The organism is Pedobacter suwonensis, assembly GCF_900111825.1.
GTDB classification, from domain to species: Bacteria; Bacteroidota; Bacteroidia; order Sphingobacteriales; family Sphingobacteriaceae; genus Pedobacter; species Pedobacter suwonensis.
This window is the reverse complement of the sequence record NZ_FOJM01000014.1, coordinates 97,884-113,191: the sequence shown is the minus strand read 5'-3', so window position 1 is coordinate 113,191 and position 15,308 is coordinate 97,884. Positions and strand designations below refer to the sequence as shown.

The 15,308-nt window shown below is 44.5% G+C and carries 13 protein-coding genes and 1 pseudogene; 10 read left to right on the top strand and 4 right to left on the bottom strand.

What is annotated here, in order from left to right; translation table 11 throughout:
* The first annotated feature begins 3 nt into the window (after positions 1 to 3).
* From BM107_RS17900 to BM107_RS17865, 9 genes and pseudogenes are all read left to right on the top strand, one after another.
* On the top strand, positions 4 to 1,236 hold the full coding sequence (locus BM107_RS17900) for an efflux RND transporter periplasmic adaptor subunit (protein WP_090985879.1): 1,233 nt from the start codon (positions 4 to 6) through the stop codon (positions 1,234 to 1,236).
* Between the two features lie 148 nt (positions 1,237 to 1,384).
* On the top strand, positions 1,385 to 3,577 hold the full coding sequence (locus tag BM107_RS17895; RefSeq protein ID WP_167543444.1) for a heavy metal translocating P-type ATPase: 2,193 nt from the start codon (positions 1,385 to 1,387) through the stop codon (positions 3,575 to 3,577).
* A 3-nt stretch (positions 3,578 to 3,580) separates the two neighbouring features.
* A complete protein-coding gene (locus BM107_RS17890) occupies positions 3,581 to 4,114 on the top strand; it encodes a divalent metal cation transporter (RefSeq protein WP_139222306.1) in 534 nt (177 codons plus the stop codon).
* On the top strand, positions 4,104 to 4,847 hold the full coding sequence (locus tag BM107_RS17885) for a ZIP family metal transporter (RefSeq protein WP_056095217.1): 744 nt from the start codon (positions 4,104 to 4,106) through the stop codon (positions 4,845 to 4,847). The genes BM107_RS17890 and BM107_RS17885 overlap by 11 nt, the downstream gene beginning before the upstream one ends.
* Before the next feature lie 9 nt (positions 4,848 to 4,856).
* Positions 4,857 to 5,543 carry a DUF1345 domain-containing protein gene (locus BM107_RS17880; RefSeq protein WP_244278850.1) on the top strand — a complete coding sequence of 229 codons (687 nt, stop codon included), beginning with the start codon at positions 4,857 to 4,859 and terminating at the stop codon, positions 5,541 to 5,543.
* A gap of 22 nt (positions 5,544 to 5,565) precedes the next feature.
* Entirely contained in the window at positions 5,566 to 5,742 is a 177-nt protein-coding gene (locus BM107_RS24880) for a DUF2188 domain-containing protein (RefSeq protein WP_167398035.1), read from the top strand.
* Positions 5,743 to 5,840: 98 nt separating this feature from the next.
* Positions 5,841 to 6,095, top strand: a complete 255-nt coding sequence (locus tag BM107_RS17875; RefSeq protein ID WP_139222305.1) for a hypothetical protein — start codon at positions 5,841 to 5,843, stop codon at positions 6,093 to 6,095.
* A pseudogene (locus BM107_RS25295) lies at positions 6,092 to 8,041 on the top strand (LTA synthase family protein). Before BM107_RS17875 ends, BM107_RS25295 begins: the two are co-directional and overlap by 4 nt.
* Before the next feature lie 7 nt (positions 8,042 to 8,048).
* A complete protein-coding gene (locus BM107_RS17865; protein ID WP_090985875.1) occupies positions 8,049 to 8,741 on the top strand; it encodes an HD domain-containing protein in 693 nt (230 codons plus the stop codon).
* Positions 8,742 to 8,816: 75 nt separating this feature from the next.
* Here BM107_RS17865 and BM107_RS17860 read toward each other — a convergent pair whose 3' ends face one another.
* Genes BM107_RS17860 through BM107_RS17850 form a run of 3 tightly spaced genes read right to left on the bottom strand, consistent with a single transcriptional unit; the run spans position 8,817 to position 11,655 of the window.
* Complete coding sequence (locus BM107_RS17860) at positions 8,817 to 10,043, bottom strand: hypothetical protein (protein ID WP_090985873.1); 1,227 nt, start codon at positions 10,041 to 10,043, stop codon at positions 8,817 to 8,819.
* Positions 10,040 to 10,486 (bottom strand): QcrA and Rieske domain-containing protein, encoded by a 447-nt coding sequence (locus BM107_RS17855; RefSeq protein ID WP_090985871.1) that lies wholly within the window; start codon positions 10,484 to 10,486, stop codon positions 10,040 to 10,042. Before BM107_RS17855 ends, BM107_RS17860 begins: the two co-directional genes overlap by 4 nt.
* 2 nt (positions 10,487 to 10,488) lie before the next feature.
* Complete coding sequence (locus BM107_RS17850; RefSeq protein ID WP_208864411.1) at positions 10,489 to 11,655, bottom strand: di-heme oxidoredictase family protein; 1,167 nt, start codon at positions 11,653 to 11,655, stop codon at positions 10,489 to 10,491.
* A gap of 447 nt (positions 11,656 to 12,102) precedes the next feature.
* On the opposite strand from BM107_RS17850, the gene BM107_RS17845 reads away from it, so the two are divergent.
* Positions 12,103 to 12,282: a histone H1 gene (locus BM107_RS17845; protein WP_090985867.1), complete on the top strand. Its 180-nt coding sequence runs from the start codon at positions 12,103 to 12,105 to the stop codon at positions 12,280 to 12,282.
* Positions 12,283 to 12,884: 602 nt separating this feature from the next.
* Here BM107_RS17845 and BM107_RS17840 read toward each other — a convergent pair.
* On the bottom strand, positions 12,885 to 14,732 hold the full coding sequence (locus tag BM107_RS17840) for a hypothetical protein (protein WP_090985865.1): 1,848 nt from the start codon (positions 14,730 to 14,732) through the stop codon (positions 12,885 to 12,887).
* Between the last annotated feature and the right edge of the window lie 576 nt (positions 14,733 to 15,308).

Genomic DNA, 15,308 nt, shown 5'->3' with positions numbered 1-15,308 from the left:
AAAATGAAAAAAATATTTAAAGCCCTCAGCCGATTATCTTACATAGGGGCACTGGCAGTAGTGCTTTCTTCCTGCGGCAGCAAGGAAAAAGATGGCGCTGGAACAGAAGCCCCTGCAGACAGCACGGCCACGGAGGAAAGCAACTCAGTAGAGCTCAGCCAGTCGCAGTTCAAGTCCGTAGGGGTAGAGCTGGGAAGTCCCGAGCTCCGTGCCCTAAGTGGTATGCTGAAAGTAAACGGTTTCATAGATGTTCCACCGCAGAACCTTGTGAGCATTACCACCCAGATGGGTGGCATCGTAAAATCGACTCCGCTGTTACAGGGTACAAAGGTGAGCAAAGGTCAGGTTATTGCCATACTCCAGAATCAGGAATATGTGCAGATGCAACAGGATTACCTGGAGAGCAAAAGCCAGCTTGAACTTTCGGATTCCGAATACAAAAGACAACAGACCCTTGCCCAGCAGAACGTTAATGCACAAAAAACACTCCAACAGGCCAAAGCAGGTTATCTGGGAAATCTTGCGAGGGAAAATGCACTAAAACAACGTCTTCAACTGATCAATATCAATCCATCCTCGCTAAACGCCGGCAATATCCGTAGCCAGATAAATATCTACTCGCCGATCAATGGCTATGTAACCAAGGTTAACGTAAATACGGGCAAATTTGTGGCCCCCAATGATGCAATGTTCGAAATCGTAAACAGTTCGAATCTCCATGTTGAGCTCAACGTTTTCGAAAAAGATGCACAGAAGGTAAAAAAAGGACAAAAGGTGCTTTTTTCACTCACCAATGATTCTACCCAACGGACTGCAGTCGTACAGCTGGTAGGCGGTGAGATCAATGCCGATAAGACCGTGACCGTTCATGCTATTGCTCAGGGAAGCGCCGGGTTTATCCCTGGCACCTACCTTAAGGCTTTCATCGAAACAGGTGCCGTGCAGGTAATGGCTTTGCCTTCTGCAGCGGTTGTAGACTTTGAGGGCAAAAAATACATTTTCGTCCAGAACTCGGCGGACAAAAAGGCAAAGGAACCAGCAAAAAACGAATCCGGAAACAAAGAGGGCGCCACTGAGGCCGGCCATCATTTTGAAATGGTAGAGGTTACAACGGGTATATCCGACGGCGGTTATATAGAGGTAACCATGCCTTCGGGACGGGATTTTACAGGCAAGGTTGTACTTAAAGGTACATATGATCTGCTGTCAAAAATGAAGAACAGCGAAGAAGAGTAAAGTCCCCACAAAGAATTTTTAGTACACACATTGAATAAAAGGTGCCTCGTTAGGGAGGCATCTTTTTAAAAAAAGTGGACCCACACGGGCAGAGAATACAGATAAAGCGGTTGCCCTGAATATTCAACAAAAATCAATTTACCCCGATATGGAAAACAAGAAGAAAAAATCCGAAAGCAAATCATCTGACAAAAAGCCCGTAGTCCGGAAGGAAGGCTCAGATTCCAAAGAAACAAAAGCGAATCCGGAAAAGGAAGAAACCAAAACTTCTTCACAGCCTATTTCTGAAAAACCATCCAGGAAGGGAAAAGAAGCTGAAAAGGAGAAAGAGGCACATCTTGACCATGCTGAAGAGGAAGGTCATGATCATGAACATGGCGGGATTTTCGGGAAGAACACGGAAATGATCTTCGCCTTTATCTGTGGCGCGGCGCTGGGGATAGGATTTGGAATTTCTTTCATAGACGGTGTTCCCGAATGGGCAAGCCTTGCACTCTACATAACAGCCTATTTCTTTGGCGGTTTCTTTACGGCCAAGGAAGCAGTTGAAACTATACTGAAAGGTGGCTTTGAGATCGACTTTCTGATGCTGGTCGCCGCAATCGGCGCAGCGATCCTGGGGTCCTGGGCCGAAGGCGCATTATTGCTCTTCCTGTTCAGTCTGGGACATGCGATGGAACACTATGCGATGGGCAAGGCAAGAAAATCTATAGCTGCCCTTACCAGTCTGGCTCCCCCGACAGCCCTGGTTGTCCGGGATGGCAAGGAATCTGAGGTGCGCATCGAAGATCTTCAGCTTGGAGATGTCATTATCATCAAGCCCAACAGCAAAATTCCGGCAGACGGAGTGGTTGTAAAGGGTGAGGGCAGTGTCAACCAGGCCCCTATTACGGGTGAGAGTGTGCCAGTGGACAAATCACCCATACCGGACGCATCAAAGGACTATTCTGCCGAAAAAACCATAAAGCCCGAGTTTCGTGTATTTGCCGGAACAATCAACGGAGCCTCGGTTCTGGAGGTTAAGGTAATCCGGGAAGCCAAGGATTCGACCATCTCACGCCTGATCAAAATGGTAAATGAGGCGGAAAAACAAAAATCCCCAACGCAGCTATTTACCGACAGGTTCGAAAAGTATTTCGTTCCGGTAGTATTGGTTCTGGTGACCGCACTATGTTTTGCATTCCTGGTTATTGATGAGCCTTTTAGCAAAAGTTTTTACCGCGCGATGTCCGTACTGGTTGCTGCCAGCCCTTGCGCTTTGGCGATTTCTACCCCAAGCGCAGTACTTAGCGGTATTGCAAGGGCTGCACGTGGCGGAGTCCTTATAAAGGGAGGGCGGCCACTGGAAGATCTGGGCGAACTCAACGCCATCGCGTTCGACAAGACCGGAACACTTACCGAAGGCAAGCCCCAGCTCACAAACGTGATTCCACTGAACGACATATCTGAAGAGGAACTAATGGGTATTGCTGTTGCAGTTGAAAAACTCAGCGACCACCCGCTGGCCGAAGCAATTGTAAAAGGCGCACTCGAAAAGATGAAGAAAAAATCCGTTCCTGAGGCACATAACGTCAAGGGCATTACCGGAAGAGGTGTTCAGGCTGAGGTCAACGGTAAAAAAGTATTCATTGGAAACAAGGCCCTTTTTGAAAAGGATGGAATACCCGAAGATATTCTCAAACAGGTTGAAGAGCTGGAAAAGGGCGGACATACTTCAATGCTTGTCAGGGTCGATAAAGCTTTCATCGGCATTCTTTCCCTTATGGATGTTCCCCGTGAAGAGGCAAAACATGTGCTTAAAGAACTAGAAGAGCTGGGGATCAAAAAAATGATTATGCTCACCGGGGACAACCAACAGGTTGCAGAAGCGGTAGCCAAACAGATTGGTGTAACCGAGGCATGGGGCAACCTTATGCCGGAAGACAAAGTCAAGGCAGTACAGAAACTCGCCAAATCAGAAAAAATGGTTGCGATGGTGGGAGACGGCGTGAATGATGCCCCGGCCATGGCCAAAAGTACCGTAGGTATCGCTATGGGCGCTGCGGGATCTGATGTTGCTTTGGAAACAGCAGATATTGCCCTGATGGGCGATAAGCTGGAAAGCCTTCCTTTTGCCATCGGGCTTAGCCGTAAAGCCAGGGGTATCATTAAACAGAACCTCTGGATTTCCCTTGGCGTTGTCGCCGCACTTATTCCACTGACCATACTGGGTGTCGCTTCGATCGGACCGGCAGTAATCGCCCACGAGGGATCGACGCTGGTCGTAGTGTTCAATGCGCTGCGCTTACTTGCTTACGACAACGGACATAATAAAAAAGCACCAAAAAAGAGGAAAAAATAAGGCATGTTCAAAAAGGTTAAAAAATTCCTGAAGGCCCTGGGGCCGGGCATCGTTACCGGTGCGAGTGACGATGACCCATCAGGTATTTCCACCTATTCACAGGGCGGTGCAAAATATGGTCTGGCAGCACTCTGGACAGTGATCATCACGATCCCCCTGATGGCTGCAGTCCAGGATTGCGACCGTATCAGGCTGACCACAACGCTTAGGAAACACTATCCAAAATGGGTATTGTACCTGTTGATCATATTCAGCGTGCCGGCAATCGTCCTGAACATTGGTGCCTATATCACTGATATGAACGCTGTGGAGCATCTCATATTTCCTGCCGTTCATGCAATTGTTTTTAGTGTGCTCTTTACCGGAGTACCTCTATTCTTCATCATCTATCTGCCTTACTCGACACTTGGCTCAGTGCAGAAATATCTGTTCCTGACCCCCATGGAGATTCTTATCGGCACATGCCTCGACCTCAATTTGGGGTACCTTTCTTTTCGTGCCTATAGATTTTATTTAAGAAAGAATTATGCAGGCTAAACAACTTATTTCATTAAACATACTGCTGTTTGCAGCGTTTCCGGTCGTCTTACTTATAGTCGGTGGCATGATCGTAACCTGGAAAAAGCCCACGGCTGCTGTGCAGAGTACGATCCTCCACTTTGCTGCAGGTGTAGTTTTTTCAGTCGTGGCAGTCGAGCTTTTGCCAGATATGATCAGGATCCATGATACAACCGCGATAATTATAGGTTTTACCTTGGGTATTTCGGCCATGCTTCTGATCAAATGGTATACCGCCAGGCTTGAGCTCAAAATGGGCGGAACAAACGACAGCAAGCTGTTGCCTTGGGGAATGCTTATCGCGGTCGGCATTGACCTGCTCTTGGACGGTCTTCTTTTAGGGATAGGATTTGCAGCGGGATCAAAAGAAGGAACCCTGCTTGCACTGGCACTTGCGATGGAATGCCTTTCGCTGGGGCTCGCAGTAGGTACCAGGCTGACCAAGCTTGGAAGTTCCAAAAGGAGGCTGATCAGGGTGCTCTCGCTATTTGGCCTGGTTTTTCTATTGGGAACAGGGGGAGGTTTTTTTATGCTGCATTTTACAGGAGAAAAAGTACTGGAACTTGTGCTCTCATTTGGTAGCGCAGCCTTACTGTTTTTAGTTACCGAGGAACTTCTTGTCGAAGCCCATGAAGAAAAGGATTCTCCATTTTTTACCGCGGCTTTTTTCTTAGGATTTCTTCTGTTTATGGTTCTAGGGCTCATTATTTAATCTAAACCGATGAATATTATCACTAAAATCAGTCAGCTCGATGCGCACCATAAACTTTACCTCTCCCTGGGTGTTGCTCTTGCCGTCCTTGGTATTTGCTATGCTATGGAACTGGAAGCCTCTGTCAGGTGGATGGTTGCATGGCTAAGCTATGCAACAACCAGCATAGCGCTTGCATGGACAACCATTAGCTCCTCGCATCCCAGTCAGATAAAACACGATGCCCATGCTCAGGATTCCAGCAGGACGCTCATTTTTCTTTTTGCCATAGCCGCTGCATTTGCCAGTCTTTTTTCCATTATTATCCTTTTGCGTGAGAATTCGGAAAAGACCGATCAGGGCCTTTTTATGACTATCGTTATTCCGTTGCTCTGCGTGGTTAGCTCATGGTGGCTGGTTCATACGGTCTTTACCATGCGATATGCACATTTCTATTACTGTGACATCGAGCATGAGAAGAAAGGAAAAATAGAAAAGCCCGGAGGACTGATCTTTCCGGGAGAAGAAGATCCCGATTATATGGATTTTGTCTATTTCGCTTTCGTGGTTGGAATGACTTTTCAGGTATCTGACGTAGAAATCTCCTCCAAACGGATCCGAAGGCTTGCCTGGATGCACGGTGTGCTTTCATTTGCCTTTAATACAGTAATAGTTGCCCTGACAATCAATGTGCTCTCGGGCATGATCCAAAAATAATTTAATATAAAACTAAAGACCTATGGACTGGACACCAGAAAATTTTCCACTTGAGATGAAGGACCTTGACCCAAGGGTAAGGGAAAAAGCGATCGAGATCGCAAACGAACTTAGAATTACCAAAGAGGTAAGCGAGCTCAATATTGTTGAGGTTGCCATCAACAGGGCCCAGCAATGGTTTATCAGCCTGGAGGGATAACGGCAGTGCAAAGATTATCCCCTGATCACACAAAATATAATCCAAACCGCGGAAAGGTATCCACAAGGCTCCTGACCGATCTTAAAACATTGAATAAAATGCAGACCAAAAGAAACAACAGGCCCAGGCCTGGTGCTGCCAGGGGTGGGGGAACAGCTCCAAAAAAGAAAAAGGCCAAGGGGCCAAAGAAATCGGTTTTCCTGATGGTATTTTATTGGATACTGGCGCTGCTGCTGGCACTCGCCATTTATTTTAAAGCCAAACATTTCTATAATTCACATTGGAACAAGGATACCAACGAAAAAACAACGATTCTGTTATCAACACCCCCGGATCTAAAAAATAAACCATGAAGCAGATTTTTATGAAAAGCCGATATAGTGTACTATATTCCTTTATCTTTTTCTTCATCTGTGTCTCGACCATGCTGAGGATCAGTTTTACTGCGGTTTCGCTCGGAAAGGCGGGGCTGGGATTTGGAGAAATCCTCACCGCCTTTGCTAAAGGATTCGTCTTCGATCTTGGGGTGGCCACATATTTCAGTGTATTTTATGCCTTTTATCTGCTCATCCTTCCCCAAAAATGGAACAGGACTGGATTTAACAAGGTGTTTACCCATATCCTTCTTTTTCTGATGGTCTTGATTTCGATATTTTCTTTTTTCGCTGAATTTACTTTTTGGCGGGAATTTGAGAGCCGTTTTAACTTTATAGCAGTAGATTATCTGGTCTATACTTATGAGGTTGTGCACAACATCAACGAGTCCTATCCGCTGCCGCTTTTGATTTCAGCTGTTGTCATCATCTCCCTTTTATGGAACTATCTTATGAAAGGGGCGTTCAGGAAGAGCTTCGAGTCTGCTACACTTTTTGCCCGTCGATCGGTAAATACGGCCCTGATCATTCTGACAACAATATTCTATACGATAGAGATAGATAACTCCTGGGGGGATAAAAGCGGTAACCGTTATGCAGCAGAAATTTCCAAAGCAGGGATATATTCTTTCGTAGCGGCCTTCAAGGCGAATGAGCTTAGCTACGATCAGTTTTATCCCATGCTCGCAAATCAGCTTGCCTTCAATTTGGTAAGAAAAGAACTCTCCTCTCCCTCTAGCAGGTTTATTTTCAAAGGGCCTTCGGTACGTAGATCGGTTCTGGCCGGTAATGGACAGACGGAACCCAATGTCATCACGGTGGTCATGGAGAGTTTTAGCGCTGATTATATGGGCACTTTTGGCAATACACAAAAACTGACACCTGTTCTGGATTCGCTGGCCAAAGAGAGCATCCTGTTCGAGCGCATGTATGCAACAGGCACCCGTACCGTGCGAGGGATGGAGGCGCTTTCCCTCGCCGTTCCGCCAACACCGGGGAACAGTATTGTAAGGAGGAGCAATAATGCAAACCTGAGCACAATAGGCAGTATTTTTTCCAAACGTGGGTATTCCACAGGCTTTTTTTATGGCGGGGACGGTTACTTTGACAATATGAACCAGTTCTTCTGAAGCAATGGCTATGACATAACAGATAGGGGAAGGAAGCTTACAATGGGCGATGCCTATCTGGTAAAGCGGACCATCCTGACCGATAGCGAAGTGAGCTTTGAAAATGCATGGGGCGTATCGGACGGGGATCTTTTCGCTGCGGTAATCCGTGATGCGGATAAAAGGCACTCGTTAAAGACGCCTTTCTACGATTTTGTCATGACCACTTCCAACCATCGGCCCTTTACCTATCCCAAAGGAAAGATAGATATCCCACCGGGTACGGGAAGAGAGGGCGCAGTAAAATATACCGATTATGCCATTGGGGAATTTTTAAGACAGGTCCGGAAAAAGCCATGGTTCAGCAATACCGTGTTTATATTCGTTGCCGATCACTGCGCGGAAAGCGCGGGAAAGAACGAGATTGATATCTCCCGTTACCATATCCCGGCGATGATATACAACCTCAATGGACTGCCCCCTTCGATAATTCCCAGCCTTTGCTCACAGATAGATCTCTATCCAACCTTGTTCGGTCTGTTGAAATGGGACTTTGAGAGCAATAACTTCGGTATGGACGTTCGATCACCCGGGTACCGCCCAAGGATCTTGCTAGGAACCTATCAAAAGCTCGGTTATCTCCGTAGCGACACCCTTGTGGTACTCAGTCCAAGGAAAGCCCCACAGAGTTATCTTTATGATTTTAAAACCAATACACAGACCTCAGCGAAATCTTCTGAAACACTTGGAAGGGAAGCCATATCTTATTATCAGAGTGCCTATTATCTCTTTAGGACAGGCGGATTAAAAGAATAAGAATATTATGAATTATTATCAGTTATTATTGATCTGTGTGCTAGCGGGGTCTGTGATCCTGCTAACAGGTAAATACTTTTTTAAGCGCAGGCGCAGAAACATCTTCAGCATGCTTATTGGAGATGTTCAAGCTTATGTAAGCTATCTTTTTGAGGAGCACTGGCAGACTGACCTGGCATACCACGATCTGGATCATACCAGACTTGTGGTCAAAAGGACCCAGGAAATCGCTTCCAATTTTCGCCTGGATGACCTTCAGGAATTCATACTTTTCTCTGCCGCATGGTTTCATGACACCGGGCAGCTAACTGGGCCTCCTGCCGGCCATGAGCATCGAAGCGTGCGGCTGATGGAAGAGTTTCTTTCAGATAAAGGGATTGCTCCGGATATCATCTCCACCATTGGCCGCTGCATACTCTCCACCTCAATTCCACATAGCCCTAGCAATGTCCTTGAAGAAATTATCTGTGATGCTGATACCTATAACCTGGGCAATGAGGAATTTCTCATCACCGATGCAAAGGTTGCGCGCGAAATGCAGAAAAGGGCAGATTTCCACCTAAGCCATTGGGATAAAAAAACACTTGCATTTCTATCGGCTCACCGTTTTTTTACGCCTTATTGCAAGTCTATGCTCTCGCAGGGAAAGCAAAATAATATCCATTTGGTACGGGAACGCATAAAAAATAAATCAGACTAAACACAATAAATGGATTTGGACAATGAATGGGATATACTCTTAGGCTTCTTATCGCGTTTATCCTGGCAGGTATCATTAAAAATAGGTTGACACCCCGAACTGCACCGCTCCGGTTCTGGCAGGCGGGTTTCCAAGGATATCCTTCTGCCACTGTTTTCGGTAGGAAAACCTCAGCACGGTTTGTTGCCTTGGCCTGAAACTGATGCCGGGCATTACACTGAAAAGCTCATCACCAATATTCCCGCCGGTCTCCCTGAACTTTCCCACATTCCAGTCCACATACTCTACCCTGCAGGCTAAACTTACAACAGAATGCTGCCAGCCCAGAATCGTTCTTTTGATCACAGGTTGGACAATATCTATATGTCCGCCCATCTGACGGCTCCCGAACTGCTGGGAATAGGTGTCGGGAACATCGACCTTGATCCATGCCCACTCAGCGGTGATGAAGGTCTTAAGTTTGGGAAGTGTAGTGTTAAAGTCTATGGCGAAAACATTTAGCCTGCGTTTGTCATCGATAACAATCCCGTCCGACTGCCATTTATTGTAAACCCCTCCCATATAGGATAGGCCGAGTTCGCCTATATTGTTCCTACGCACTGCTACCTTTCCCGTTAGCAGTGGCTGCCCGCTTGCAATTTCTTCAAACCTTTCCGGATTCCTTTTTGAAGCAGCCAGAGAGGTTCTGTTTTCATGGTTTGCAATAATGGAATCGTCAAAGCTGCTTGTGGCATATAACTCGTAGCCCAGCATCCAGTCACCGCTATAGTTTTTGCCATAAATCCCGAATCCTGCACTGCTCCAGGTTGTAGGCAGCATCTGTGTCATGGCGATCGGACGGTCGGTGAATTCCCATTTAGGACCGTCATGGTTCTGGTTGAATGCACCAATGGGATTTAATATCATTCCACCCCTTAAATTAAGCAAGGGGTGCAGTTCCAGATCCAGCGCAGCAAATTCAACCGCTATTTCTTTTTCAGCAGGTTCAAATTCGATCTCGGAAAGGAACTTGATGCGCTTGGAAATGGTTGAGGCTACAAATAGCGTCATCCTTCTGAACTGGAACTGCTGTCCTTCAGAGATCCCGTCTGTACCCTGATACTGCCAGTTGGCTTCCATATACCCGCCCACTGATACCGGAAGTTTTCCCACGGCAATAAAAGGCCGTTCATAAACTGCATCCATGTTGAGTGAGTTTTTTGCTGTATCACTGGGTTTGGCCCTTAAAAGTTTCGGGTCGATCTGGGCAAAAGCCATCTGACCGATACCAATAGATATGATAAGCGTAAAGAGTTTTTTCATACTGCCTTCAGTGAAATTTTGATCCTGGTTTTTTCTATGGTAATGGGGAAAGTTCTTAAGTTTGCTTCTGCCGGACCATTTGTCATTCTGCCCTTATTGTCAAATTCACTTCCATGGGCCGGACATTGAAGCCTGTCTCCGAAAGCCTGGAGCTCGGTTCCCTGGTGGGTGCACTGCATCCATAGTGCAGAATAATTCAGTTCATCATGCCGGTAGATACAGATGGGATATCGGAGCAGGTCATTGCTGACTACAATGTATCTTTTGAACTGGACATTTTTTCCCTGTCTGAGTTCAAAGTCCTTCATTTCTACGACCAGGTTATCCCCTGCAATCTCGCCCGTCGCCGGCACCAGGCTGCTGCATCCACTGATCAACGTGGTGATCCCAAGGCCTCCAAGGCAGGCCATTCCACAGCCTTTTATAAAATCTTTTCTTTTCATTTCTATAGTGATTCTAAAAATCTCAGCATGGCATTTCTTTCTGCCCCAGACAGCTGGTTGAACCTGTTGCGGCTTGCAGATGCCTCTCCTCCATGAAGGGTTACCGCCTCTTCGATGCTTTTTGCCCTTCCGTCATGCAGCAGATGATAAGATCCACCCTGTGAATTCATCGAAAGTCCCAGTCCCCATAGGGGCGGGGTCCTCCATTCGAAGGTCTTAGCCGATCCTTCCGTATAACCATCGTCCAGCCCAGGTCCCATATCGTGAAGCAGCAGGTCGGTATAGGGATGGAATTCTTTGTTGGATAGAGCAACCACTGGGGAAAAAACTGTTTTTAGGGTAGGCTTGTGACAGCCTGAACAGTTGATCTTTTCGAACAGTTTCCTGCCGGTTTCAACTTCGGCATTTCCGGCATCGCGCTGTATGGGCGCTTTTAGCGTCTGTAGATAAAACACCACGTTATTCACTGTAAGTGTGGAAATTTCAGGATCAATCACCATCCGCGTATAGGCATCCACAGGATCAAAGCTTGAAGTTATCCCGATATCCTGGTTGTAGGCATTAACAGTCTGGTGGAGCAGGTTATATGCTGCCGCCTTTTTTCCAAAACGATGGATATATTTTCCCTTCAGTGCAATAGCGTTGTTAAAGGCCTGAACATATGACGGAAGCACTGCGTAATTTGGGACACCAGAAATGCCGTCATTATCCAGATCCTGGGGGTCAGCCATAGCTAGTATATCTGCATCAGCTACCAGTTCGAGAAAGCCAAGGCCGGTATTGGCAGGCGGTGTAAATTTTGAAAAGCTGGCGCCTGCTGGGATTTGCTCAGGTTTGTACCCGGGAATAGCCCTGTTCTGCAGTTGTGGGCCTCCCTGGTCCAAAAATTTATTGCCTGTCTCATCGGTCTGCCCGAAACGGACCAGCGTAGTAAAGGGATGGCCTTTGCCGTCTCCAGCATGGCAGCTTCCGCAGCTGGTTGCAACAAAGCCAGGACCAAGGCCATTCGCAGGAGTAAATATCTCATTGTTAAAGGCCGCATCTCCCAAAGCGAAACGTCTGAGCTGGTCATAGCTGAGTCCTTCCACCGGGCCATCAAGAATTTCATCCTCTTTTGGAGAAGAAGGGATTATCTTCTCACAGGACACCATTATAGCAACTAGGCTCATAAGTGAAAGCAGGACAATGGGTAATCTTTTCTGCATGTTATCTGATTTTTTGTAAATCTAATATTAAAAATAGAAAAGACTAAAAATAAATTTAGATTTATCTAAATTTATTTTTAGATTGATTTTAACGGTGTCGGAATTATAATGCACGGCTCCCAAAATGAACTACTTTTTTAACAAAAGCACGGAATGCGATATTATAAACCGAAACAGTAAATCATCTATTGCTTTCAAATCAGGAACTTCACCGGATAGGGTATTTTGTTGGCGGATGCCACGGTTTATCCTTTGTAAGCAGATGTAAAAAGGGCAGGCAATGGTGCCGGGATTCGGAATTTTTAAAGTTCTTTTCGAATTTTGGTTGAAATGTTTAGTTTTAGGGCTGGAATACGGTTTCCTAGATAAAAAACAATACCGTGGTCATCGGGCCCTTTAAAAAAAACAGTTATGGACAAATTCAAACAGGTGCAGGAAGTTATTGCTTCAGTAGAAGCCGATGTAACGAAATTTTATGATGGTGGAAATGCAGCGGCTGGTACGCGAGTACGTAAGGCAATGCAGGACCTTAAGGTTTTGGCTCAAGAGATAAGGGCTGAAGTTACAGAGAAAAAAAATAACGATAAATAAACAAGAGACTGTTTTGGGAAATAAGGCCACTGGTATGAATAAGTGGCTTTTTACGTCTATAGGGTTCGGCGTGCTTTGTTGTTTGGGCAACAGCCGGGCTATCCGCTCATACGCCTTCGGGCTTTAGGCGCTGGGCAGGTATCCGCTACTATCCCTGTTGCAAAGGAGGAATTTTAAATGATGTGTTGGATTGAGGCGAAAGAGTGTTGAACCTAGTGGTGTAATTAGTTGTGAATTAGTTTTTTGAGTTTTGTTAATTCTGCTTTGATGCCAAAAACTCACCTTTGATTAATTCTCATTTCTATTATTAAAGGATTTTCCGGTTTATGCTTATTGGGTAGAGTCAATCTGCGGAAGCTCGACCTTATTTGAGCACTGTGAAGCGGTAGGAAATTTTGAAAAAGTGGTGAAGATGTTATTAATAATACATGGTATTTAGTCTCTCTATTTCGTTATTTATGGTGATATCGTGCTAAATGCTTTGGCAATATTAATGCAAAGCCTGAGAAAGAACCAAAGTTTCATAAGAACTATATTGTTTTATAAATTTAGTTAGTTTCGATTAAATAGTCAAAGTGAAAAGAAACTTTCATATATGTGGATTACATCTTTTTTTTGACTTTATCCCTCATCTTGCTTAGTAATACTGCATCTGGTATTCCCCCTTGCAGTTCTGCTTCTATCGTTTCTACAATTTTGATTAGCTCTGGGGCGTTACCGCTAATTTTGATAATATGTTTGAGGGCGTGATTGATTAACCACGATGCCATCGGGACACCCGGCATGGCCTTTCCTATCAGGCCAATGACAAAACCTTTAATGTTCCATGCGGAAAGATTATTTTTATTCTTTTCATACTGTCTAACGAAATGGTTATAAGCTTCTACTGTTTCTGAAACATCTTCATGGGTTTTTTGGTGTTTAGATATATTTAAAACCAGATCTCTGAATCTTTGTATTTCTACGGAATCGAAAGTCGTAGCAAGTTCAATTACTGGAAGATTGGCGCTGACAGCCAAAATATTTTCTGCCGTGAAATTTGTGAAATTCTTATTATGCAAGACCCAATCTGCCCTTGGTGTCCCAGAATAGAGGTCTGCAATCAGAGAACTTACATTTGTCGTATCATATCCATGGACTGTCGTCGGCACTAGAACTGATCCAGTACTTGCAGCCATTTCTACGGCAGGTATAGCCGTCATGAATTCCAATTTCAAATCCCGATTTTCGTTTAACTCAAATATGGGTCCCATAAGATTGATGGTCCCATAACTACTTAATACAATGGAATCCTGCTGGTTCATCGCATTAGGAAGGCGTATCCACATGTTTCCTGTTTCCGATATTGTTTTTCGGATGGCATCTGCAAAACGTTTGTTCTTTGTCAAGACCGGAACTGATTTATCGATTGCTCCAAGCAACACCTGCTTTTCTTGTATAGACAAGGGGGGGAATAATAATGGATTTCGTTTTTTCATTTCCATTATTGTCATTGTTGTTACCGTTCTGGAAAGATGAACATTTTCCTTTTTGGTTTCTAATAACTCTAGGACAAAATTTTGGTCATAATAATCTATAGATTTTGGAAAAAGGAGCTGTAACTTTCCCAATTTATGCAACTCGAGCAATTCCTTTTTTGAAAGACCCAATGCAACCAATGTCTGATTCATGTATTCTGAATGTGGTGCAACAAGACAAATCTGGTCATACATTGTCAAGTAATTTCTAATATTTTCGGAAAAACCTGAACTGCAGTCGATCAAACACCTGAATAATCTCTTTTGAAGTGAGACAGGACGATACGGACCGAACTCTTTTGGACTAGCATTAATTATTTTTTGCCTTTTATCTAACCATGTATCCTCTTCTTCCTCCCATGCTTTATTTAAAACTGGTGAAAGTTTGTTTTTTAAATCTCTATATGTTTGGATGTTTCTGAAGATCGATTCTTTTTCAGGCTTGCTCACATGGGGCATTTTGCTATTAACAAAGTTTATTTCAACTTGGAATTTTGCCGCTTGAAAGATTTTTCGAAGATTGCTAAATCCATCTTCCGAAACTTCTTCAAGGAAAGAAACTGTGATTGGCATGCTGTCCAAGATTTCATAGTCCGGATAAATTTTTGGTATTAGCAATTTGAGCTCATACCCAACATCTGCCCTTGTAAGGAGATATCCCGTTCCTGGAGATGTAAGTTGTTTGATTTGATCATCGATTTGCACGGAAGATTCAGGTATTTCGCTGACTAAAAAGATTAAAGTGCCCATGATTTTGTGTAACCTAAACCATTCATGGATTTTGGAGCCATCAATGGCTAGGGTGGTCTCCGTAATATCAGGGCAGTAAATGAAATAACTACCATTCACGTAAAAAAGGCCTTTGGTAACAATTTGGTATTGTCCAAGCAGAAAAATCTCGTAGGACATTATTGAGTGAATATCGTATTTCATGAGCGTTATTTTTTAGGAATTTTGATATGACTGGGGAAGAACCTGTAGTGACGCTTCTGGTTCGCTTTAAACTGACTGCCAATTTGATTACCGGATGATGTACATCTAAGTTCCATTCCCTCTGGACAAATATACAATTCTAATCCAAACCGTTTTCCTCAGGACTTTTTTGTTTAATCCATCCTACCACCGGAAATACTAAATTCAGACGGTTCTAAAAATCAAGATCCATTCATAGGTGCCAGAATGCAGAAAAAACGCCATAATCCTCCAAAATAGCGAAAGGCCCATATTAGTCCATCCCGAATCGAAGATATGCTCCTAGGAGTATATATTAATGCAGAAATTATAAGAATGTTCCCGAAAGCCAGTCACGAAAAAAGCTGATCGAAAGATTAGAACGCCCAGTTTGCCCTGAAATAAAGTTGTCACTTTAAAGCGAAATGAGGTGATAGCTTAAAAGCGGAACGGGTAGCCATTTTTGCTGAAATCCCCTTGTCGTCAATATTCCCGAAATTACTAAGGATAAAAAACACTTTTTCCGACATCTCCAGCAGAAATATTATTTTTTTGTAT

Coding starts and splice junctions, on each gene's coding strand:
- BM107_RS17900 (WP_090985879.1), top strand. CDS start 4: ATGAAAAAAATATTTAAAGCCCTCAGCCGATTATCTTACATAGGGGCA.
- BM107_RS17895 (WP_167543444.1), top strand. CDS start 1,385: ATGGAAAACAAGAAGAAAAAATCCGAAAGCAAATCATCTGACAAAAAG.
- BM107_RS17890 (WP_139222306.1), top strand. CDS start 3,581: ATGTTCAAAAAGGTTAAAAAATTCCTGAAGGCCCTGGGGCCGGGCATC.
- BM107_RS17885 (WP_056095217.1), top strand. CDS start 4,104: ATGCAGGCTAAACAACTTATTTCATTAAACATACTGCTGTTTGCAGCG.
- BM107_RS17880 (WP_244278850.1), top strand. CDS start 4,857: ATGAATATTATCACTAAAATCAGTCAGCTCGATGCGCACCATAAACTT.
- BM107_RS24880 (WP_167398035.1), top strand. CDS start 5,566: ATGGACTGGACACCAGAAAATTTTCCACTTGAGATGAAGGACCTTGAC.
- BM107_RS17875 (WP_139222305.1), top strand. CDS start 5,841: ATGCAGACCAAAAGAAACAACAGGCCCAGGCCTGGTGCTGCCAGGGGT.
- BM107_RS17865 (WP_090985875.1), top strand. CDS start 8,049: ATGAATTATTATCAGTTATTATTGATCTGTGTGCTAGCGGGGTCTGTG.
- BM107_RS17860 (WP_090985873.1), bottom strand. CDS start 10,043: ATGAAAAAACTCTTTACGCTTATCATATCTATTGGTATCGGTCAGATG.
- BM107_RS17855 (WP_090985871.1), bottom strand. CDS start 10,486: ATGAAAAGAAAAGATTTTATAAAAGGCTGTGGAATGGCCTGCCTTGGA.
- BM107_RS17850 (WP_208864411.1), bottom strand. CDS start 11,655: ATGAGCCTAGTTGCTATAATGGTGTCCTGTGAGAAGATAATCCCTTCT.
- BM107_RS17845 (WP_090985867.1), top strand. CDS start 12,103: ATGGACAAATTCAAACAGGTGCAGGAAGTTATTGCTTCAGTAGAAGCC.
- BM107_RS17840 (WP_090985865.1), bottom strand. CDS start 14,732: ATGAAATACGATATTCACTCAATAATGTCCTACGAGATTTTTCTGCTT.